This window comes from Bordetella genomosp. 10, from assembly GCF_002261225.1.
In the GTDB taxonomy this organism is placed as follows: Bacteria; Pseudomonadota; Gammaproteobacteria; order Burkholderiales; family Burkholderiaceae_B; genus Bordetella_C.
This window is the reverse complement of sequence record NZ_NEVM01000005.1, coordinates 1,192,184-1,210,856: the sequence shown is the minus strand read 5'-3', so window position 1 is coordinate 1,210,856 and position 18,673 is coordinate 1,192,184. Positions and strand designations below refer to the sequence as shown.

The window sequence follows — 18,673 nt, the reverse complement described above, 5'->3', positions numbered from 1 at the left end:
GAAGATCGAAGATCGCGTCGACCAGTTTCCAGGCAGAAACTAGTCAAGCAGCCCGGGCATTGTTGTGATGCTCGATGACTTCGGCGATCACGAAATGCAGGAATCTTTCGGCGAATTCGGGATCGAGGCCTGACGCAGCGGCCAGGCCTCGCAGGCGCGCTACCTGTTCTTCCTCGCGTTTCGCATCGGTGGCCGGCAGGTTGTGCCGCGCCTTCAGCACGCCCACCCGCTGCGTACAGCGGAAACGCTCGGCCAGCATGTGAACGAGCGCGGCATCTATGTTGTCGATGCTGCGGCGGATCGATTTCAGTTCTTCGAGAGGCGCAGCGCCGCCGCGAGTGTCGTCCAGGGTCTTTTCCATCTTTGTCTCCGCTACCACTACGTGCATTCGAAATCGGTTTTCAACGAACGCAAGTATGCCTGTTTCCGGCTTTTTCGTGAGACCCTTGGTCAGGTTGCGAGGGCGTATTGGCCGGCGCCAATGTCCCCATCGTCCCTCGCAGGAGGGTGGCGAAATTCAAATCAGGCGGAAATAGAAAGAACCGACAAGGCCAATCGTTGGTTCTCCTTGTCAGCCAGCAGAGGGCCGTTCATCCATGAGCGCGGAGAACCGGAGCAGGTAGCCGTCAGGATCCTGAACAAGAAATTCCCGCACGCCAGACTCCATATCTTCATGGCGATACCATCGCTCCGTGACGCCCTCGAACAATGGCCAATTTGCCGCCGTCAAGGCATTCACCACCGGCTCCACCGCCGGCACCTTGATCTCAAGATTCATGCCCCGGCCTCGGGGGGCGTCAAGAGGCGCGGTTATCCAATACCCGTCGCCGCGCACTTCAACGAGCATCACTTGAGCGCCGTCGAGATCAAGATAGACAAAACCTTCCTGCTCGCGCCCATAAGCGAGAGAAAAACCGCAGATTTCCATCCAGAACCTTTTGCTGGCAACCAGGTCGGTGACCAACAATTCAGGCACCAGCCGCGCACGACGAAATTTCATACCGCTCCACTCCAGCTTCCATTGCAGTTTCGCGCCCGGTCATCTCCCACCAAATGAGAGGATGTATGAACATGCCGCTCTCAGGCCCGTCCCGCCGCCTTCCTCTGATCGGCATCCGCGCCCTACGGCTTCAGCAGGATCTTGCCGAAGTGGCGGTTTTCTTTCATATAGGCCAGCGCGGTCGCGGCGTCGGCGAGGGGGAATTCCTCCGCGATCGGCAAGCTGAGCTTGCCTGCCTCGAGCAGCGGCCATAGGTCGGCGCACATGCGGCGGCCGATTTCGCGGACTTCTTCCACGCTGCGCGTGCGGAACGTGACGCCGATATAGTGGATGCGGCGCAGCGCGTGCAGGTCGCAGTCGAAGGCCGCTTCCTTTCCGCCCAGGCGTCCCACGTTCACGATGCGGCCGAGGATGGCGGCCGCCCGCATATTGTCATTCATGACCGGGCCCGAAACCTGGTCCACGATCAGATTCACGCCTTTGCCGTCGGTGGCATCGAGCACGGCCTGGACCCAGCCGGGATCGCTGGCGTCCAGCGCGATATCGGCCCCGAAACCGGCCAGTTGCCCGCGCCGGCCCGCGTTGGTCGCCGTGCCGATGACGAGGTCCGCGCCCATCGCCTTGGCGATCTGCAATCCCATCAGGCCGACGCCGCTGCTGGCGCCCTGGATCAGGACGGATTCGCCGGGCCGCAGGCGGCCATTGGTGACGACCGCGTCATGCATGGTCTGCAAGGCGACCGGCAATACCGCCGCCTGGGAAAACGGCATGTCCTTGGTCGGAAGCGGGTACACGCGGCCATAATCGCTGACGGCATATTCGGCGTAGCCGCCGCTGCCGGAAGCCATCACGCGGTCGCCGGGCGCATATTGCGTGACTTCCGCCCCGACCGCCTCGACCACGCCGGCCCATTCGAGGCCGGGTATGGTTCCCGGGCCTCCGACGCTGCCGTGCCGCTGGCCGGCAGCCACGGTCAGGTCCGCACGATTGAGCGACGCCGCGCCGACGCGCACCAGCACGTCCGTCGGCCCCACCGAAGGGATGGGCACCTCTTGCAAGGACAAACCGCTTTCCGTAACGACTATGGCTTTCATGCGTGGCCTCCGTCAGCGCTTTTTCTGCCCCGAAAGTCTACGCCGGGAAAAGAAAAAAGGCTGCCATTTCCCCAACGTCGAGGTTGTTGTTCGAAATCCATGGTCTCGACATCGCCGTCTGAGGCAAGCGGTTTCCCGAATCGATTAATCGTCCCGCAGCGATGCCGAAATGAACGCCGACGCGCCTGCCGATGCCGCCCAATAGCCGCACCGGGGAATTGCCGCCGCGTCGCTGGGTATCGGCCGACTATTCTTTGCCATCATGGGAAGGTCAAGTCCAGCCCGAGTTGCCTGCTGAGGACGAAGGTGAGGAGCAGCACGGACAGCAGCGATAGCACGAATATTGCGGCCCCCGTGCCGAACGCGCGTAGCGCCACGGCTTTCCCCTTTTTCTTCTTGCCTTGGTCGTAGTGCCACTTGACGGCAAAGAACATGCCCGTGCCGAACACGAGAACCTTGAACGTAAGGAAGACGATAGGGATCCAATCCATCATTTTTGGTATTTCCAGGCTATTACTTGACGCTATCCACCGTGATGAAAGAGGAGAAAACGTCGGCGTATGCCATACAAGAATGGCATTGCTGCACGCGCCGAGGCATACTACTTCAAAACAATTTCCATACATTGGGACAAAATGTCCCAGTTGACAGCCATGCAAGATGAGAATTCGCCGATCTGGTCGCCGCGACTAGCCGTGCACGGCGGGCCGCGTTTTTTGCAGATTGCGGATGCCTTGCAGGCGGCGGTGGTGGACGGATCGCTGAAACCGGGTGACCGCCTGCCTCCGCAGCGCCAATTGGCAAAACATCTGGACGTCGACCTGACGACGATCACGCGCGCATACGACGAAGCCAGGCGCCGCAACTTGTTGGAAGGCCGCGGCGCGCGAGGCACTTATGTCGCGGCGCCGAAAGTCGAATTGACCTCGATCCTCGACCTGAGCATGAATACCCCGCCACGGCCGGATGGCGTGGACTTCGACGACATGCTGAAGCAAGGTTTGTCCCAAGTGCTGATGAGGGCAGACAATGGATTGTTGATGACTTACCACCTGGCCGGGGGAAGCGACTCCGACCGCAAGGCTGGAGCCAAATGGCTCGAGCCGATGTTTGGACCTCTGGATTCTCGACAGGTGGTCGTCTGTCCGGGGGCGCAAGCGGCGATCGCCGCATTGATCCTTGCGCTGACGGAGGCGGGCGACGTTATCCTGGCGGAGCCGATGAGTTATCCCGGCTTGCGTGCCGCCGCCACCCAATTCGGCAGGCACGTCATTGCGGTGGCAGCGGACAAGCACGGGATGGCGCCTGAGATGCTCGAGGCAGCGTGCCGCCGGCACAAGCCTGGGCTGGTCTACCTCAATCCGACATTACAGAATCCGACGGCCATCACCATTCCGGAACGCCGGCGCAAGGAGCTCGCCAGTATCGCGAAGCGCTGCAATGTGCGCATGGTCGAGGACGATCCCTACTGGCTCCTTGCCGATGCCCCGCCACCGCCTGTTGCCACGTTTGCCCCGGAACAGGCGTACTACATCTCGACCCTATCGAAATGCCTGACGCCCGGCTTGCGCGTCGCCTTCGTATTGATACGCGACTCGCACGAGCGCGAACGTTTCCTGGCCGCGCTGAGATCGTTTGCGCTGATGGTCGCTCCTCTGACAGCCGCCCTGGCCACTCAGTGGATCCTCGACGGTTCAGCCTACGGATTGATGGAAGGCGTACGCAACGAGGCGCGCCTGCGCCAATGGATGGCGCGGGATATCCTGGCGAGCGGGTACAGCGGCGCTGGAGACGGCCTGCATGTATGGCTCGAGTTGCCGGCGTATTGGAACGCCTCACAGCTTGCGCGCGCGGCCGACAGCGAGGGCATCGCGGTCACGCCGGCGGAGGTATTCGCAACGGGCAGCGGATCCGTGAATGCGATTCGGATCTCTTTGGGCAGCATCAAGGACCGTGGATGCTTACAGACGGGCCTTCAACGGCTGTCTCATCTGCTCGCGCGGCGCCCCGAGTCGTTCAGCGCTGCCGTGGTTTGACTTGTTATTCATGTCCCGCGCCCATTCTTCAATGGCCATGCTGGCATTCATGGATCGCAAGTACGCTTCGCGGCGATCCTCGGTCCGTGGACTTTGGATTATCTTGGGCTTGGTAACGCGGGGAAGAAGGACTTGAAGAACAAACAGCCGGGATAAAAGCTTCCGTGTCTGTCTTGATAAGTGTTGCGCAGAAGTTCCGTAGGTTGGAACTTGCAGGCATTTTGGAAGTGCCAGACCCGCTGCCAGAGCAAGTGCTGGATCGATCAGTTTTTCTCTGATCCAAGCCCTTGAATTGCAAGGACTTCCAGAAAGAATTTGGGGTGGCTGATGGGACTCGAACCCACGACAACCGGAATCACAATCCGGGACTCTACCAACTGAGCTACAGCCACCGCAGCAAAGAAACGAGATTCTAGCACGGGTTTAAAACAAGAGTCCAGCCCCGATTTCACGGCCGGCCCGGGCTTGCTATCCTGCTGGCTGCGCGCGTTGGCGGCACCTGCCGGCGCGTTCGCCTTCTCCGCCAACCTTCCGTCCATGAGCGCATGAGCGACCTGCATGATTTGCTGACCGCCTACTGGCCCCACATCGTCTTCACCGTCAGCACCGTGGCCGGTTTCGGCGCCGCCGTGCATGCCGCCATGACCAAGCGCGACGTCCGCGCCGCCATCGGCTGGGTGGGGCTGGCGCTTTTCTCGCCGCTGTTCGGCGCGGCCGCCTACTTCGTCGCCGGAGTCAACCGCATCCGCTTCACCCGGGTCTCGCAGCAGCGCGACGAGGCCATGGTCTATTACGCGCGGGAACCGCAGGTCGAGCCCGTCGACGTCGTGCCCCTGGCCGGAACGCAATTCGCCTCGCTGAAAACGCTGACCAACTGCGTCAGCCGCTTCCAATTGCTGGGCGGCAACCTGGTGCAGCCGCTGGACGGCGGCGACGAAGCCTATCCCGCCATGCTGCAGGCCATACGCAAGGCCGAACGAACCGTCGCCCTGCAAAGCTATATTTTCGACCACGACCCCATCGGCTGCGAAATCGCCGAGGCGCTGATCGACGCGCACCGCCGCGGCGTGAAGGTCCGCGTCCTGATCGACGCGGTCGGCGCCCGCTATTCCCGTCCGCCTATCGTGCGGCTGCTGAAGAAGAACGGCGTGCCGACGGCCCGCTTCATGACCAATCCCATGGGTTTTCTGCGCATGCCGTACGCCAATCTGCGCAGCCACCGCAAGATCCTGGTCATCGACGGCCGCATCGGTTTTTCCGGCGGCATGAACATCCGGGCGGCCTTCGTGCGCGCGTTGTCGCTCGACGGCACCAACCGCGACACGCACTTCCGCTACGAAGGGCCGGTCGTCGCCCAGCTCCAGTCGGTCTTCGCGCACGACTGGGATTTCACGACCCGCGAATCGCTGACCGGTCCGGACTGGTTCCATCACGACCTGGTGCCGCGGGGCGGCGCGGCGGTGCGTTGCGTGCCCTCCGGTCCCGACCGGTCGATCAACAGCACGCACAACGTCCTGCTCGGCGCGCTGGCGGTCGCCCAGCGCCACGTCCGCATCCAGTCGCCTTATTTCCTGCCCGACCAGACCCTGATCGGCGCCATGGTCACCGCCGCCCGGCGCGGCGTGCGCGTCGACATCGTCATTCCCGGCAAGAACAACCTGCGCCTGGTCGATTACGCCATGATGGCCCAGATCGACCAGCTTATCCGCGACGGCTGCCTGGTATGGCGCACCAGCGGCGCCTTCGACCATTCCAAGCTGCTGACCGTGGACGACGCCTGGGCCTACACCGGCTCCTCCAACCTCGACCCGCGCAGCCTGCGGCTGAACTTCGAGCTCGACACCGAAATCTACGACCGCGAGATCGCCACCTGGATCAGCGCCCGCATCGACGCGGCCATCGCCAACGCCAAGCCGCAGACCCTCGAAGCGCTGCGGGCCCTGCCTTTCGGCAAGCGCCTGCGCAACAAGATCATCTGGCTGGCCACGCCGTATCTATGAGGGAGGGCGGCGACGTCATCTCATGAGCCGGTTTTCAGGGTGGACGGCCTGAGAAAATCGAAGTCGCAGCCTTCATCGGCCTGCAAGGTGCTTTGCAGGAACAGGCGGTCATAGCCGCGGTCGGGCAGCGGCGCGGGCGCAGGCATCTCCGCCTGGCGGCGCGCCAGCTCGGCCTCGTCCACGAGCAGGTCCAGCCGGCGTTCGCTGACCGACAGCGCGATCCGGTCGCCGTTGCGCACCAGCGCCAGGGGGCCGCCGATCGCTGCCTCGGGCGAGACGTGCAGGACGACCGTACCGAAGGCGGTGCCACTCATGCGGGCATCGGAGAGGCGCACCATATCGCGCACCCCCTGGCGGGCCAGCTTCGCCGGGATGGGCAGGTATCCGGCCTCCGGCATGCCGGCGCCGCTCTTGGGTCCGGCATTCTTCAACACCAGGAAATCGTTCTCGTGAACGTCGAGGTCAGGACTGTCCACCCGCGCGGCCAGGTCTTCCAGCGATTCGAACACCACGGCCCGGCCGGTGCGCTCGAACAACGCGGGATTGGCCGCCGCGCGCTTCAGGATGGCCCCATTGGGCGCCAGCGACCCGAACAGCGATACCAGGCCGCCCACGGGGTCGATGGGGTTGTCGAAGGCGCGCACCACATTGCGATCCACCCACGGCGCTTCCCCGGCCAGCCGCTCGCCCAGGGTTTCGCCGGTCACTGTCAGGCAATCCAGGTGCAGCAGGTGCTTGATCTCGCGCATGACCGCGCCGACGCCGCCGGCCGCATGGAGATCGGCCATGTAGTGCTCTCCGGTCGGCTTGAGGTTGACCAGCACCGGCGTCGTGTCGCTCAGTTCGTTCAGGCGCTTGAGCGATACCGGAATCCCCAGGCGGCCGGCGATGGCCGTCAGATGGATGATGACGTTGGTCGAGCCGCTGATCGCCAGTAGGATGCGCAGCGCATTTTCGACCGACTTCCCGGTGATGATCTCGCTGGGCCGGATCGGCTGGAGCGCCAATTCCACGGCGCGGCGGCCGCTGGCTTCGGCGGCCCGGATGCGATCCGCATGCACCGCCGGGATGGCGGCCGTGCCCGGCAGCGACATGCCCAGCGCCTCGGCCACCGCCGCCATGGTGCTGGCCGTGCCCATGACCGCGCACGTGCCCGCCGTCGTCGCAAGCTTGCCTTCGATGATGCCGATCTTCCGCTCGCTGACTTCGCCGCCGCGATACCGGCCCCAGAAGCGCCGGCAGTCCGTGCACGCGCCCAGGCGCTCGCCCTCGAAGGGCATGGGCAGCATCGGGCCCGGCACCAACTGGATGGCGGGCACGTCGGCCGAGGCGGCGCCCATCAGCATGGCGGGGACGTTCTTGTCGCAGCCGCCCAGCAGCACGACGGCGTCCATCGGCTGCGCCCGTATCATTTCCTCGACGTCGATAGACAGCAGGTTGCGGAACTTCATGCTGGTCGGATTGAGGAAGGCTTCGCCCAGCGAGATGGTCGGGAAATCCAGCGGCAAACCGCCCGCCGCCAGCACGCCGCGCTTGATGGCCTCGACCAGCTCGGGGAAATTGCGATGACAGGGATTGAAGCCGCTGGACGCCTGCGCAATGCCGACGACCGGCTTGTCCATCATTTCCTTGGAGTAGCCGGCGGCGCTGGCAAACGTGCGGCGCAGGTATAGGGAGAAATCGATATCGCCATAGTTGGTCAGGCCGCGTGCGAGGCCATGCTTGGGGTCGGGCATAAGGACATTCCAGATGAGAAAAGGAAGACAGGCAGATTATTTGCCGCGGGCTTTGCCGATGCCGGCGCGCTTTACCATCGCGCCGAAGGCATCGAGTTGCGATGCGATGAAGACATCGCTGTCGGCGGCCGAACGCGGCGACGGGTCGTAGCCCAGGTTCTTCAGCCGTTCGACGACGTCGGGCATGGCCAGGATCTTCACGACCTGGCCGTTGAGTTGCGTCACCACGGCCGCCGGCATGCCGGCGCGGCCGACGAGGGCGAACCAGCCGACGATCTCGTAGTCCTTCACGCCGGACTCCCGCAACGTGGGAACTTCCGGGGCGACGATGGAGCGCTTCGCGCCCGTGGTAGCCAGCAGGCGTAGCTTGCCGTCCCGCACGTAAGGCAGGAACAGGCTGGTGTTTTCGAACATGAATACGGTGTCGCCGCCCAGCAGCCCATTGAGGGCCGGCATCGCGGCCTTGTAGGGGACCTGGGAAAACTTCGAGCCGGTGTCGCGGGCAAGCAGTTCGGCGGCGAGCTGGCCGGTGTTGCCCACGCCCGAGGAGCCATACAGGATAGACTTCTTCCTGGCCGCCGCCAGGAGTTCGCCGAGGGACTGGTAGGGACTGCCGCTCTGCGTGGCCAGGGCGTAGTCGGTGGCGGCCAGGATGGAGACGGCCGAAAAATCCTTCTTCACGTCATAGTCCACGTCAGGGTAGACCCAGGGGTTGATCCCGTGCGTCGAGCTGGTGGCCAGCAGCAAGGTGTAGCCGTCGGCCGGATAGCGCAGCAGTTCCTTGGTTCCTATCAAGCCGCCGGCGCCGGGCTTGTTGTCGACGATGACCGCCGCGCCGTTCAAGCCCGAGCTGAGCTTTTGCGCGATCAGGCGCGCGACCGTGTCCGAGCCGCCGCCGGGCGCCGTGGGGACGATGATGCGGATAGGGTGCTCGGGCCATGCCGCATGGGCGGCGGCGCAGGCCAGGAACATCAGGATGCCGGTCAGCAGGCGCTTCATCTTTGTCTCCTTGGTGGATCGTTATCTCCCGCCACGAGTGCGGTGTCTTTTCGGCCGGCTTGGGCGATTTTCTAAGAAAGCGTTTTCTCAATGTCGCAATAGGAAACCTCATCCTGCCTTTTTTATCGGAGTCTAATCAAGAAAGCGGTTTCTTTCAATCCGGCCATTCGGGCGATGCGCTCGGCCGCGAGCGCGCTATTGCTTGCGTCGCCGCCTGGACGCGGAGGCGCCGCTTCCTTGCGGCGGCGCGGTCGTGCCGCGCACGATCAGGCTGAAGGGCACCGGCGCGACGCGGGCCGCCTGCTGGCCGCGGGCGCTGGCCAGCAGGTAGTCGGCCGCCCGTTCGCCGATTTCCTCTACCGGCAGCCGCACCGTGGTGAGCGGCGGCAGGGTGTGGGCGGAGAATTCGATATCGTTGATGCCGGTGACGGAGAGTTGCCGGGGCACGTCGATTCCCAGGCTGCGCGCCTCGACCAGCGCGCCGAAGGCCAGGACATCGGTTCCGCACACGACCGCCGTCGGCCGCCTGGCGCCGCTCATCAGCATGCGCAGCGCGATCTGGCCGTCCATGACCTTGTGCGAGCGCGCAATCAATTGCTCCTGCGGAGGCTTCACGCCGCGCGCCGCGAGCGCCTCCCGTATGCCGGCCATGCGTCCGGCCGCGCGGTCGCTTTCCAGGGAACGTTGCGCAATGACGCCGAATTCGGTGTGGCCCAGGTCGAGCAGGTAGTTGGCCACGATACGGCCGATCTCGCGATTGTCGAAGCCGACGCAAGGATGGCGGTCGTCCAGCACCCAGGTGTTGACGTAGGGAATACGCTTGGCATGCAGAATCTCGTAGGTCTCCGGCGCGTGCTGGGCCCCCACCATCATGAGGCCCGCGATGCCATGGGCCGTCAAGGTCCGCACCTGGCGCAACTCTTCCTGCTTGTCGTAGTTGGAGCTGGCCAGCAGCAAGGTATATCCGGCCTCCGTGGCGCGCTTCTGCAAGGCGGCGATCCCAACCGCGAAATTCGGGTCCTCCAGGGTCGGCACGATGGCGCCGATGGTGGTGGAGCGCTGCGAGGCCAGCGCCCGCGCGGCCGCGTGAGGCGTATAGCCCATGCGGTCGGCGGTCCGTTGCACCTGGTCGCGCAATTCCTCCGCCACCTTGTCGTTGCCGTTCAGCACGCGCGAGACGGTGGCCACGGAAACGCCCGCCATCCTGGCGACATCGCGCACGGTGACGGCATTGCCGCTGGGGCGCTGCTGCCTGACCTTGTCATGCGACGCTTCGGCCGCCGTGGCGCCCGGCTTTCCCGTGTCTGCTTTCATTCGCGTGCCTGTTCCGCTGGTTGATGCGATGCGGCGATATTTTAGGCATACCGTCCCGACGGAAGGTCGGGTGGGGCGATGGCAGCCTTTGCTCCATCTCCTTATTGACTCTTCCGCACATGCCCTCCTATAGTAAGAAACCGCTTTCTCAAAAAGCATATCTCAAAAGCGGATCCCAAAAAATACATATAACGACATCAGGAGACGACATGCCTGTCTTGACCCCATCGCGTTGGGCGCGCCACGCCCTCGCCGTTGTGGCGCTATGTTGCGCATCCGCCGCAGCCGCCCAGACCTACCCCGATCGGCCCATCCGCATGATCGTCGGCTTTCCGCCGGGTGGCGGCGTGGACCTTGTCGCGCGGTTGATGGCGGCAGGCATGACGAAAGTCCTGAAGCAATCCATCGTGGTGGAAAACCGCTCCGGCGCGGCCGGTAATATCGCGACCGAGTACGTGGCCAAGGCGCCCGCGGACGGCTATACCATCCTGATGGGCAACACCGGCTCGCTGGCGATCAATCCCAGCCTGTATCCCAACAGCGCCTACGACACCCTGCGCGATTTCCGGCCGGTGGTCCTGGCATCGACCTCGCCGCTGGCCCTGGTCGTGCACCCGGAAGTTCCCGCGAAAAACCTGAAGGAATTCCTCGCCATGGCCAAGCGCGAGCCGGGCAAGGTCAGCTTCGGCACCGGCGGCTCGGGCAGCATCGCGCACCTGTCCACCGAGCTGCTGATGTTGCAGACGGGCACGCGCATGCTGCACGTGCCTTATCGCGGCGGTACGCCGGCCATCACTGACCTGATGGCCAAGCAGTTGCAGATGGTGGTGGAGGGCGTGCCGTTGGTCGCGCCGCTGGTGCTGTCCAACAAGTTGCGCGCCTTGGCCGTGACGTCGGCCAAGCGGTCGCCGGTGTTGCCGGACGTGCCGACGGCAGCCGAGTCCGGCTATCCCGACTTCGTCGTGACGGCGTGGTACGGCATCGTCGTGCCAAAAGGAACCCCCGACGCGGTGGTCGAGCGCTTGAACGCGGCGGCCGACCAGGCGCTGGCCGATCCCGACCTGCGCGCCAAGTTGGCGCAGCAGGGCTCGGACGCCGCGGGCGGGACGCCCGCCGATTTCAGTAAGTTCCTGGCTCGGGAAGTGGACCGCTGGGGAGAGGCCGTGAAGCGCTCCGGCGCCACCGTGCAATAGCGTGCGAATCGCGGCAAGGGCCTGGACCACGCAGGTTTTCGCGGTTCGCGGCCTTTCCGTGACGCACGGCTCGGACGAGCCTCAAACGCTGCGCATCAACCCCCCGTCGACGCGGATGTTCTGGCCGGTGATGTATGCCGCGCCGTCGGAGGCCAGGAAGGCGATGGTGGCGGCGATTTCGTCGCTGGTGCCGTAGCGCTGCAAGGGGACGCTCGCGCGGCGGGCTTCGGTTGCCGGCAGGCTGTCGATCCATCCCGGCAGGACGTTGTTCATGCGGATATTGTGCTTGGCCTCACTGTCGGCGAACAGCTTGGTGAAAGACGCCAGCGCCGCGCGGAAGGCCGCGGAGGTGGGGAACAGCTCCGAGGGCTCGACGACCCAGGCGGACGAGATGTTCACGATGACGCCGGACTTCTGCCCGCGCATGACGGGCGTGACCAGCCGGGTCGGGCGCACGACGTTGAGAAAATAGGTGTCCAGCCCCTTGTGCCAGTCTTCGTCGGTCAGGTCCAGCACCGGGCCCTTGGGGCCGTGGCCGGCGCTGTTCACCAGCACGTCGATGCGGCCCCAGCGGGCCATCGCCTGGTCGACCAGCCGGGCCAGGTCCTCGTTGGACTGGTTGGAACCCGTGACGCCGATGCCGTTCAGCTCGGCGGCCAGGGCCTCGCCCTTGCCGGACGAGGAAAGAATGGCGACGCGATAGCCGTCCGCGGCAAGCCGCCTGGCCGCCGCGGCGCCCATGCCGCTGCCGCCCGCCGTGACCAGCGCTACTTTTTCCATGCTCATTCGATATGCTCCTTTCCGGTTCGGCTTCGCGCGGGCGGCGTATTTGCCATGCCGTCGCGCAAATGGGGGGAAGCCCGGTCCGTCATTGTTCGATGGACCGGGCGCGTCGCATTGATTTGTACAACAAGCGTAGGGAGATGAGCGAGCTATGGACCTACAGAGACGCGGTTCTCAGGCCAGGGCGGCCCGCGTCAGGGCGACCATGTGGTCGATTTCCTCATGGCCGCCGTCGAACCGCGTCACCAGCCGGACAATGCCGCCGCGCCGGCGGGCAAAGCGCACGCCGGCGTCGGCCAGCTTGTCGATCGCGGCCTCCGGCAGGCGCAGGAACACCAGGTTCGCCTGCACCGGCGCGGCCAGTTCGACGCCGGGAAGCGCCGCCAGCTCCCGGCCCAGGCGCGCCGCCAGGCTATTGGCGTGCGCGGCCAGGCGCAGCAGCAGGCCGTTTTCGATATAGGCCATCAACTGCGCGGCGGCGAATCGCATCTTGGACCAGGTCTGGCCGGCGCGCCGCAGGTGGTAGGACAGCGGCTCGGCCAGGGCCTGGTTGAATACCACGATGGCGTCCGCGCTCATGCCGCCGTTCTTGGTGCAGCCGAACGACAGGATGTCCACGCCGCGCCGCCAGGTCATTTCCCCCGGCTCGCAGCCCAGGGTCGACAAGGCATTGGCGAAGCGCGCCCCGTCCATATGGAACACGATGCCCGCCCTGCGCGCGGCCGCGCCCACGGCGGCGATCTCGTCCAGGCCATAGACCGTGCCGTATTCGGTGGCCTGGGTGATCGACACGGCATCGGGCTGCGGGCGGTTGCGGACGCCGCGCTCGGCATGCCGCAGGGCGTCGGCCAGGGCCTCGGGCGACAATTTGTAGTCGGCGCCGGGCAGGGGGATCAGCTTGGCCCCGCCCGTATAGGCCTCGGCGGCGCCGCCTTCCGAGGTGTGGATGTGCGCTTCCCATTGGCAGTAGATGCCGCCGTAAGGGCGCGCGCAGGCCGCCAGGGACAGGGCGTTGGCGGCCGTCCCGGTGGCGACCGGAAAGACCACCACGTCCGTCCCGAAGTAGGCGGAGAACTTGCAGTTCATCGCGGCGCTGTATTCGTCGTCGCCGTAGGCGGCCGCGGGACCCTGGTTGACCTCGGCGATGGCGCGCAGGAGGTCGGGATGGACGGTAGCGATGTTGTCGCTGCGGAAGTTCGGGATCATTGGCGTGTCATCCACCTGTTTGCATACTCGTGAGCGGCCCTTGCCTTGGTGACGACACTAGAGCAACGTGCCGTCCTGGCGCCGCAGGCGGCGGTTCACCAGCAGCAGCGGCACGGCGGTGAAAAGGATCAGCACGGCGGCCGCCGCGGTCGCGGTGCCGGGCGCCGTTCCTTCCAGGAACTGGTACATGCGCACGGTCATGGTCGACCATTTGCTCGTATAGAGGACGATGGTGGCGCTCAACTCGGACGCCACGGTGATCCAGACCAGGATGACGCTGCCGGCCAGGCCGCTCATCATCAGCGGCACGGTCAGGGTGGCGAAGGTGCGCATGGGGGAGACGCCCAGGTTGATGGACGCCTCCTCCAGGCTGGGTTCGATCTGGTGCACGATGGCCGACGAGGAGCGGATGGCGAAGGGCAGCTTGCGCACGACGTAGGCGATGACCAGGATCAGCCAGCCGCCGGTCAATATCAGGGGCCGGTCGTTGAAGGCCAGGATCAGGCCGATGCCCAGCACCGTGCCGGAGACGGCGAAAGGCGCCATCCCGACCATGTCCAGCACGCCCGTCAGGCGGCTGCGGTGGCGGGCGACGACGTAGCCGATCGGCGCGCCGATCGCCGTCGCGACCAGCGCCGTGACCGTGGCCAGGATCAGCGTGTTGTACAGCGGCTGGTAGGAGCCCGCGAGCAGTTCGGCGTAGTTGCCCAGGCTGGCCTCCCAATGCAGGACCGGTCCGCGGAAGCGCAGGAAGGAAATCATCAGCACGGCGGCGAAGGGCAGCAGCGAAATCGCCACCATGCCCCAGCAATAGGCCGAGGCGGCGATGCGCCAGCCACGCGTCAGCGGCACCGGCGGCGGCGCCGAGCGCGCGTTGGTCGTGAAGCGGCGCTTGCCCAGGTAGCGGCGCTGGATCAGCAGCACCACCGAGGTGCCCGCGATCAGCAGCACGCTCAGCGCGCCCGCCGCGGCCGGGTTGCTGTCGGCCTCGCCGGCGAACAGCTTGAAGATGTCCACCGCCAGGAAAGGCTTGTCCTCGGCCAGCACGGCGGGCACGCCGAAATTCTCCAGCGTCTCGATGAACACCAGCAGGGCGCCGGCGAGCACGGCGGGCATCACCACCGGCAGCAGCACGGTGCGGAAGACGTGCAGGCGCGATCCGCCCAGGTTGCGCGCCGCTTCCTCCACCGAGATATCGATGGCCCTGAAGCCGGCGATGGTGGGCATCAGCACGTAGGGATACAGCGTTAGCGCGAACACGATGACGATGCCGGGCATGCCGTAGATCGATCCGATGGGAATGCCGATGTCCCGCAGCGCGGTGGTGACCACGCCGGCATGGCCGAACAGCAGCACCAGCGCGTAGGCGGCCACGAAGGAGGGCAGGCCCAGCGGCAGCGACGCCAGCGTCAGCAGCACCGTGCGCCCGGGCAGGTTCACGCGCGCCAGGCAGAACGCCAGCGGCACCGCCAGCGCCGTCGCGCAGATCGTGGCCAGCACGCCGGCGGTCAGGCTGTTGAGGACGCTGTTGGTGTAGTAGGCGCTGGAGAACACCTTGGCGTAGTTCGCCAGCGTGAACGCGCCGCTGCCTTCCACCCGCAGGCTGGCATCCAGCACCAGGGCCAGCGGATAGAGCAGGAAGACCGCCAGCAGCACCAGCGCGATGGCGGTGACGGAGAGGCGGAATTCCTTCATGACGCGGGGAACGCCACGATTTGCGCCGGGTCGTAGGCCAGGCCGAAGGACGCGCCTTCGCGCACCTCCAGCGCGGCGGCGCCCAGCGTCGACACCCGCACCGGCGTGCCGTCGGGCAGCTCGGCATGCAGGCGCTGGATCTGGCCCAGGAATTCGCGCAGCACCAGCCTGGCGCTCAGGTGCGCGCCGCTCCCGTCGCCGGCCACGCGCAAGGCTTCGGGCCGGATGGACAGCAGGACCTTGGCGCCGGCGTCGGCGATCCGGCCGGGCACGGAGATCGTCCCGCCGCATGCCTGTACCGGCGTCGCCGCGCCGTCGAATACGCCCGCCACGCCGGGCAGCATGTTGGTGCCGCCCAGGAAGCTGGCGACGAAAGGCGTTTTCGGGTGGCGGTAGATGTCTTCCGGCGTGCCCACCTGCTCGACGCGCCCGTCGCGCAGCACGGCGATGCGGTCGGAGATGGCCAGGGCTTCCTCCTGGTCGTGGGTGACGTACACCGCGGTCAGGCCGAGCGATTGCTGCAGCCGCCGGATTTCGACGCGCATGTCGGTGCGCAGTTGCGCGTCCAGGTTGGACAGCGGCTCGTCGAACAGCAGCACCGCGGGCTCGATGACCAGGGCCCGCGCGATGGCCACGCGCTGCAATTGCCCGCCGGACAGTTGATGCGGCCAGCGCGGGCCATAGCCTTCCAGGCGCACGCGCTGCAAGGCCTTCTCCACCCGCGCGGCGATTTCCGCCGCGGGCGTGCGCCGCGCGCGCAGCCCGTAGGCGACGTTGTCCGCCACGTTCAGGTTGGGAAAGATTGCATAGTTCTGGAAGACCATGCCGATGTTGCGCTGGTGCGCCGGCAGGCTGTCGATGCGCTTGTCGCCCAGCCAGATGCTGCCGGACGCCACGTCGTTGAAGCCGGCGATCGAGCGCAGCAGCGTGGTCTTGCCGCAGCCCGAGGGCCCCAGCAGGGTGAACAGCTCGCCGTGGGCGATGGTCGCGGAGATGCCGTCGACGGCGCGCATGTCGCCGAAGGCGCACGTCAACTGGTCGATGCGTATGGCCGTCATGCGATCAACGGGTTTCCTGGATGATGTCCTTCAGCTTGCGCAAGGTCTCGGTGCGCGCGGCTTCCCATTTCGCGTCGTCGTAAGGCAGCAGCTTGATCTGCGACAGGGGCGGCATGCCTCCCGATTCGCTCAGGGGGACGTCCTGGCGGGCGGGGCGGCGGAAGGTCGACTTCAGCAGCATTTCCTCCGTCGACTTGCTGGCCAGGTAGTCCACCAGGGCGCGCGCGTTGGCGGTGTTGGGGCCGCCCTTGATGACGGCCGCGCCCTCGGCCAGCGCCACCGTGCCGTCGGCGGGGTAGGTCACCTTGACCGGCGCGCCGTTGTGCGCCCACAGGTAGCCGGCATACTCCAGCGAAATGCCCAGGGGATATTCGCCCGTGCCGTTGCCGTCGAACACCAGCGTGGAACGATTCAGCACCTTGGTGTTGGCGATCAGTTTCTTCAGCTTGGCCCAGGCGGCGTCGTTGTCGCCCCAGGCGCCCAGCAGGCCGCTGGCGGTCGCGTAGGAGAAGCCCGAGTTGGCCGGATCGGTGTAGGCCAGCTTGCCTTTCCACGCCGGATCCATCAGGTCTTCCCAGGTCTTCGGGCCCTTGGCGGCGTCTATGGACTTGGTGTTCTGGCTGATGACCGCCACTTGCAGGTTGGTGCCGATCCAGAGATTGTTCGGATCGCGGTATTGCGGCGGCACCTGGTCCGCGCCCTTGGCGGCATGGGCGTCGAAATACTTGCTGTTCTGCTTGAGCAGCGCGGCGCTGACGCCCCACACCACGTCGCCCTGTGGATTGCCTTGCTCGGAAATGACGCGCCGGAACAGCACGCCGGACCCGGTGGAGACGACGTCCACCGTGATTCCCGTTTCCTTCTTGAAGCCGTCGGCGATCAGTTTGTTGACGGTGTCGTCGTTGGCCGAGTAGAGCACGACGTGGCCGCCGGCCGCCCATGCGGGGACGGTGGCCATCGTTGCGGCTCCCGCCAGTATCAACGCGCCCGTCCAGCTATTCTTGTATTGCATGGCATTCCCCATATCGTGTGCGCCTTCTGAATTTCTTTCGGTGTTTCCGAAGGCGCGGCCTGTCGGATGGAAAAAGCCCATGCGCCGCTTGTTTCCGCCAGAGAGGATTGTTGCTTAAGGCTCTGGGGGGGAAAATCCCTATGTGCGGCGGCGCATGGACTGGAGGTTCAGGATAAGCTGGCGCGCGCGGCGGCGACGCCCGCGCCCGGCGTGAGATTGTGCCCGAGGACGCGCAGCACGTCTTCGAGATGCGCCAGGTCCGTGCCTATGGTGTCGGCGTCGATGGCGCCCATCGTGCCGATGCGGATCACCTTGCCGGACAGGCGATTGCGCGCGCCCGCGATGACGGTGCGATGGCGCTGGTACAGCTCGCGCACGATGGCGGCCCCGTCCAGCGGGGCGGGCACGTCGAACACCACCACGGTGGAGGACTTGCGCTTGCCGGGGCCGAAGTCGGTCAAGCCGATGGCCGCGCCGCCGGCGCGCAGCGCGTTGGCCAGGCGCGTGTGGCGCGCCAGCACGTTGGGCAGGCCTTCCGCGTGGATCATGTCCAGCGCCTCGATCAGTCCGGCGACCAGGCCGACGGCGGGCGTGAACGGCGTCTCGCCTTTTTCCGCCGAGGCCAGCGCGCGGCGGAAATCCCAATAGAAGGAGGGCAGGCGGCCGCCGCCCTGGATCACTTTCCAGGCCTTGGCGCTGACGCTCGCCAAGCCCAGCCCGGGCGGGCACATCAGCGCCTTCTGCGACGCGGACACCAGGATGTCCACGCCCCATTCGTCCTGCTTCATCTCGATGCCGCCCAGGCCGCTGACGGAGTCCACCACCAGCAAGGTGGGACGGTCGCGCACCAGCGCGCCCAGCCTGGCCAGGTCGGCGACGATGCCGGTGGAGCTTTCGTTGTGCACGACCACCATGGCGCGATAGTCCTTCTCGCGCAGGCGCGCCTCGACGGCGTCGACGTCGATGTCCTCGCCCCAGGGCGCGGCCACCACGTCGGCCTTGGCGCCGACCGCTTCGGCGATGGTCGAGAAGCGTTCGCCGAACTGGCCGTGCGTGACGATCAGCAGCTCGTCGCCGGGACCGGCCACGTTGACGATGGCGGCTTCCATCATGCCGCTGCCGGAGGCCGCGTAGAAGAGGATGCGGTTCTCGGTGCCGAGGATGGGTTGCAGGCCGGCTTCCGCGCGCGCCAGCGCGGCGCGGAATTCGGGACCTCGATGATTGACCACCAGTTGCGCGGTGGCTTGCAGCACGCGCTCGGGGACGAAGGTGGGGCCGGGCAGACGCAGCCGGTAGCCGTCCGGCGCAAGGGGTTGGATCGCGGTGTGGGACATCGGGTCGAAGCGCTCCATGGTCGGTGGGCGGTGCACCGTCGTTTTGAAAAAAACCGCTATTTACAGGGGTGACGGGCACACGTATCGCCAGATTCTAGGCAGGTGGGTGGGTCAAAACAAATGGTTTGCATCTATTGATTATTCGTTTTTTCAAATATATGCTCGCATCGTCTTTCCCGCTTCGTTTTTCCATTTCGTCTTCGTCCTGAATCG

At 65.7% G+C, this 18,673-nt stretch carries 16 protein-coding genes and 1 tRNA gene; 3 read left to right on the top strand and 14 right to left on the bottom strand.

The annotated features are described in order from the left end of the window. Positions 1–43: 43 nt before the first annotated feature. The 4 genes from CAL29_RS21635 to CAL29_RS21620 all read right to left on the bottom strand — a co-directional run bounded on the left by CAL29_RS21635 (position 44) and on the right by CAL29_RS21620 (position 2,588). Positions 44–361: a chorismate mutase gene (locus tag CAL29_RS21635; RefSeq protein WP_094855058.1), complete on the bottom strand. Its 318-nt coding sequence runs from the start codon at positions 359–361 to the stop codon at positions 44–46. Positions 362–571: 210 nt separating this feature from the next. Then, complete coding sequence (locus tag CAL29_RS21630; protein ID WP_094855057.1) at positions 572–1,000, bottom strand: bleomycin resistance protein; 429 nt, start codon at positions 998–1,000, stop codon at positions 572–574. Between the two features lie 122 nt (positions 1,001–1,122). After that, complete coding sequence (locus tag CAL29_RS21625) at positions 1,123–2,094, bottom strand: zinc-binding dehydrogenase (RefSeq protein WP_094855056.1); 972 nt, start codon at positions 2,092–2,094, stop codon at positions 1,123–1,125. 260 nt (positions 2,095–2,354) lie between these two features. Then, positions 2,355–2,588, bottom strand: coding sequence for a hypothetical protein (locus tag CAL29_RS21620; RefSeq protein ID WP_094855055.1), 234 nt, complete (start codon positions 2,586–2,588; stop codon positions 2,355–2,357). Between the two features lie 159 nt (positions 2,589–2,747). On the opposite strand from CAL29_RS21620, the gene CAL29_RS21615 reads away from it, so the two are divergent. Continuing rightward, entirely contained in the window at positions 2,748–4,130 is a 1,383-nt protein-coding gene (locus tag CAL29_RS21615; protein WP_094856818.1) for an aminotransferase-like domain-containing protein, read from the top strand. Between the two features lie 316 nt (positions 4,131–4,446). Here the strand turns inward: CAL29_RS21615 and CAL29_RS21610 are convergent. Continuing rightward, a tRNA-His gene (locus tag CAL29_RS21610) sits at positions 4,447–4,522 on the bottom strand. Between the two features lie 153 nt (positions 4,523–4,675). On the opposite strand from CAL29_RS21610, the gene CAL29_RS21605 reads away from it, so the two are divergent. Continuing rightward, positions 4,676–6,130 carry a phospholipase D-like domain-containing protein gene (locus CAL29_RS21605; RefSeq protein ID WP_094855054.1) on the top strand — a complete coding sequence of 485 codons (1,455 nt, stop codon included), beginning with the start codon at positions 4,676–4,678 and terminating at the stop codon, positions 6,128–6,130. Positions 6,131–6,150: 20 nt separating this feature from the next. Here the strand turns inward: CAL29_RS21605 and CAL29_RS21600 are convergent, their stop codons facing one another. The 3 genes from CAL29_RS21600 to CAL29_RS21590 form a co-directional block, all read right to left on the bottom strand. Then, positions 6,151–7,866 carry an IlvD/Edd family dehydratase gene (locus tag CAL29_RS21600; RefSeq protein ID WP_094855053.1) on the bottom strand — a complete coding sequence of 572 codons (1,716 nt, stop codon included), beginning with the start codon at positions 7,864–7,866 and terminating at the stop codon, positions 6,151–6,153. A 36-nt stretch (positions 7,867–7,902) separates the two neighbouring features. Then, positions 7,903–8,865, bottom strand: coding sequence for a Bug family tripartite tricarboxylate transporter substrate binding protein (locus tag CAL29_RS21595; protein ID WP_094855052.1), 963 nt, complete (start codon positions 8,863–8,865; stop codon positions 7,903–7,905). A 195-nt stretch (positions 8,866–9,060) separates the two neighbouring features. After that, positions 9,061–10,179 (bottom strand): LacI family DNA-binding transcriptional regulator, encoded by a 1,119-nt coding sequence (locus CAL29_RS21590; protein ID WP_179284135.1) that lies wholly within the window; start codon positions 10,177–10,179, stop codon positions 9,061–9,063. A 209-nt stretch (positions 10,180–10,388) separates the two neighbouring features. Between CAL29_RS21590 and CAL29_RS21585 the strand changes: the two genes are divergently transcribed. Beyond that, a complete protein-coding gene (locus CAL29_RS21585) occupies positions 10,389–11,372 on the top strand; it encodes a Bug family tripartite tricarboxylate transporter substrate binding protein (RefSeq protein WP_094855050.1) in 984 nt (327 codons plus the stop codon). A gap of 81 nt (positions 11,373–11,453) precedes the next feature. Here CAL29_RS21585 and CAL29_RS21580 read toward each other — a convergent pair whose 3' ends face one another. The 6 genes from CAL29_RS21580 to CAL29_RS21555 form a co-directional block, all read right to left on the bottom strand. Further along, a complete protein-coding gene (locus CAL29_RS21580; RefSeq protein ID WP_094855049.1) occupies positions 11,454–12,158 on the bottom strand; it encodes an SDR family oxidoreductase in 705 nt (234 codons plus the stop codon). A 171-nt stretch (positions 12,159–12,329) separates the two neighbouring features. Continuing rightward, entirely contained in the window at positions 12,330–13,361 is a 1,032-nt protein-coding gene (locus tag CAL29_RS21575) for a threonine aldolase family protein (protein ID WP_094855048.1), read from the bottom strand. Between the two features lie 57 nt (positions 13,362–13,418). Further along, positions 13,419–15,056 (bottom strand): ABC transporter permease, encoded by a 1,638-nt coding sequence (locus tag CAL29_RS21570; RefSeq protein WP_094855047.1) that lies wholly within the window; start codon positions 15,054–15,056, stop codon positions 13,419–13,421. Then, a complete protein-coding gene (locus CAL29_RS21565) occupies positions 15,053–16,114 on the bottom strand; it encodes an ABC transporter ATP-binding protein (protein WP_094855046.1) in 1,062 nt (353 codons plus the stop codon). Before CAL29_RS21565 ends, CAL29_RS21570 begins: the two co-directional genes overlap by 4 nt. 4 nt (positions 16,115–16,118) lie before the next feature. After that, positions 16,119–17,126 carry an extracellular solute-binding protein gene (locus CAL29_RS21560; RefSeq protein WP_179284134.1) on the bottom strand — a complete coding sequence of 336 codons (1,008 nt, stop codon included), beginning with the start codon at positions 17,124–17,126 and terminating at the stop codon, positions 16,119–16,121. Positions 17,127–17,293: 167 nt separating this feature from the next. Then, positions 17,294–18,460, bottom strand: a complete 1,167-nt coding sequence (locus CAL29_RS21555) for a pyridoxal-phosphate-dependent aminotransferase family protein (RefSeq protein ID WP_179284133.1) — start codon at positions 18,458–18,460, stop codon at positions 17,294–17,296. Positions 18,461–18,673: the final 213 nt, after the last annotated feature.

Bases quoted from the DNA above. Each gene is read 5' to 3' on its own strand.
- CAL29_RS21635 (WP_094855058.1), bottom strand. From the start codon at position 361: ATGGAAAAGACCCTGGACGACACTCGCGGCGGCGCTGCGCCTCTCGAA.
- CAL29_RS21630 (WP_094855057.1), bottom strand. From the start codon at position 1,000: ATGAAATTTCGTCGTGCGCGGCTGGTGCCTGAATTGTTGGTCACCGAC.
- CAL29_RS21625 (WP_094855056.1), bottom strand. From the start codon at position 2,094: ATGAAAGCCATAGTCGTTACGGAAAGCGGTTTGTCCTTGCAAGAGGTG.
- CAL29_RS21620 (WP_094855055.1), bottom strand. From the start codon at position 2,588: ATGATGGATTGGATCCCTATCGTCTTCCTTACGTTCAAGGTTCTCGTG.
- CAL29_RS21615 (WP_094856818.1), top strand. From the start codon at position 2,748: ATGCAAGATGAGAATTCGCCGATCTGGTCGCCGCGACTAGCCGTGCAC.
- CAL29_RS21605 (WP_094855054.1), top strand. From the start codon at position 4,676: ATGAGCGACCTGCATGATTTGCTGACCGCCTACTGGCCCCACATCGTC.
- CAL29_RS21600 (WP_094855053.1), bottom strand. From the start codon at position 7,866: ATGCCCGACCCCAAGCATGGCCTCGCACGCGGCCTGACCAACTATGGC.
- CAL29_RS21595 (WP_094855052.1), bottom strand. From the start codon at position 8,865: ATGAAGCGCCTGCTGACCGGCATCCTGATGTTCCTGGCCTGCGCCGCC.
- CAL29_RS21590 (WP_179284135.1), bottom strand. From the start codon at position 10,179: ATGAAAGCAGACACGGGAAAGCCGGGCGCCACGGCGGCCGAAGCGTCG.
- CAL29_RS21585 (WP_094855050.1), top strand. From the start codon at position 10,389: ATGCCTGTCTTGACCCCATCGCGTTGGGCGCGCCACGCCCTCGCCGTT.
- CAL29_RS21580 (WP_094855049.1), bottom strand. From the start codon at position 12,158: ATGAGCATGGAAAAAGTAGCGCTGGTCACGGCGGGCGGCAGCGGCATG.
- CAL29_RS21575 (WP_094855048.1), bottom strand. From the start codon at position 13,361: ATGATCCCGAACTTCCGCAGCGACAACATCGCTACCGTCCATCCCGAC.
- CAL29_RS21570 (WP_094855047.1), bottom strand. From the start codon at position 15,056: ATGAAGGAATTCCGCCTCTCCGTCACCGCCATCGCGCTGGTGCTGCTG.
- CAL29_RS21565 (WP_094855046.1), bottom strand. From the start codon at position 16,114: ATGACGGCCATACGCATCGACCAGTTGACGTGCGCCTTCGGCGACATG.
- CAL29_RS21560 (WP_179284134.1), bottom strand. From the start codon at position 17,126: ATGCAATACAAGAATAGCTGGACGGGCGCGTTGATACTGGCGGGAGCC.
- CAL29_RS21555 (WP_179284133.1), bottom strand. From the start codon at position 18,460: ATGTCCCACACCGCGATCCAACCCCTTGCGCCGGACGGCTACCGGCTG.